The organism is Microcoleus sp. N9_A1 (assembly GCF_036701795.1).
GTDB lineage: Bacteria > Cyanobacteriota > Cyanobacteriia > Cyanobacteriales > Microcoleaceae > Microcoleus.
In genome coordinates this window covers 1-1,586 of record NZ_JAUBRI010000180.1, presented here as the reverse complement: position 1 = coordinate 1,586, position 1,586 = coordinate 1, and the positions used below count along the sequence as shown (strand labels likewise).

Genomic DNA, 1,586 nt, shown 5'->3' with positions numbered 1-1,586 from the left:
TTCTGCTAGTTCCTCCAATTCGCGGTAATTGCCTTGACTTTTGAGGATCAAGTCGGCGATGTGCACGTCAAGTCCCACAATTTCGGCTTTGATTTCAGGTCGAACTGGAGGCAAGTCGGAATGCCTGTAAGTGAAGGTATTGTGCATGATGGTTTGTTTTTGAAAACTAGGATGAGTCCGACACTTGGTCGGATCTACCCGGCAAGGTAATAGCTTCTTGTTGACTTTTTAACTTTTTAGCAAACCCTCTTCTAGTGGGATTGGCTTTGGCGTGAGCTTCAGCCCGATCACAAATTTCCTCTTTTTCGGCCGTCAATTCCGTCCCTTCCTCCTCTGGCGGTTCCTCCTCTGGTGGTTCGGTGCCGCCGATCAGCGTTTCGAGATACTTAGAAACTGCCATGCCCGCTGCTGCGGCTTTCTGTTGCAGCAGTTTGTAGGCTTTACCGCTGACCCTGACTTGCTTGGCTCTGTCCTCTGGGTTCTCGTCCAGGGCTTCTTGGATTTTGGCGGCGGTGATTAGCGGCGGGGGGAAGCCGTCAATGACTGTCTGCCATTTGTCTTGGAGCTCGGATTCACCGTACTCATCAACTTTGGCAAATTTGAGCAGCGGTAGCGCTTGGGCTACAGAAGTGGGGAGAATTTTGAATTTGGATTTGATGAGCCGCAGGCAGATTTGAGCGGCTTGGATAATCTTCTTACAGTAAAAGTGCGATCGCCCTAATGCTCGATTGCAGTATTCGGCAAAGTCCTGGTATTGCCGTTTATACAAACGATAACGCTGTACAGCGTCAAGCATGATTCCTTGCCGCACGTAGTCGAGAAAGCTGCGCTTGATTCTCTGGGTGAGGACGGCAATGTCGTTATGCGGTACTTCGTGGGAAATCTCGGATTCAAAGTCTAGGAGCGGTTGAAATTCTGTCTCTGGGGGTTCCCAGAAAATATCGTTAAAATCGGCGGCAAGTTCCATCAGAAATAAGGGGTAATAGTGTCGTCTTCGCTTACGAGATAAGTGGGCAGTCAGTAATCGTCATCGTCATCGTCATCGTCTTGATTCCACCAAGTTCTGTCCTCGTCATCGTCCGATGTATCGCATTCTCCAAATCCCAATTCGGCGCTATCGTCTGCTACATATCCGGCAAGAGGATCGCTTTCTGTTCCGGCAGCAGGTGAGTGATCGGCTCTAGTTGCGGCGAAATTTTCGACCGTCAGCATGACTGGATCGACTCCGTGAGCCGTGAGAAATTCTGCGAAGTTATTCCAAATTTCCTCTGCTTTAGCTAATTCGGCTTTCTTGGATCGGATGCTGGCAGTAATGGTTTCTAAGAATGCCGTTTCTCTTGCCAATTTGCCTTTAATGTCATGCCATTTGTCGGGCAATTCAAGTTCTTGAGCAACTCGATCGCGAAGAATGTTAAGGCTTTCTGATGCGTCTTCCCAATCTTCTAAGTCCGCCTCTAGCCAGACTTTACAGTTTTCGTAGTTGCCCAAGTTTTTGGTGTATCCAAAACCAATTCGAGTAATTCTCATGATGATTAAAACTAGATTTGACACGGTTGTGAAAGGAGCGATCGCCCTAACGTCTCTCA

At 48.3% G+C, this 1,586-nt stretch carries 2 protein-coding genes; both read right to left on the bottom strand.

Translation table 11 applies throughout. The annotated features are described in order from the left end of the window. Window positions 1–166: 166 nt before the first annotated feature. Window positions 167–967, bottom strand: a complete 801-nt coding sequence (locus tag QUA58_RS31275; RefSeq protein ID WP_333398005.1) for a hypothetical protein — start codon at window positions 965–967, stop codon at window positions 167–169. Window positions 968–1,017: 50 nt separating this feature from the next. Next, a partial coding sequence (locus QUA58_RS31270) for a hypothetical protein (RefSeq protein WP_333398004.1) occupies window positions 1,018–1,586 on the bottom strand: 569 nt, incomplete at its 5' end.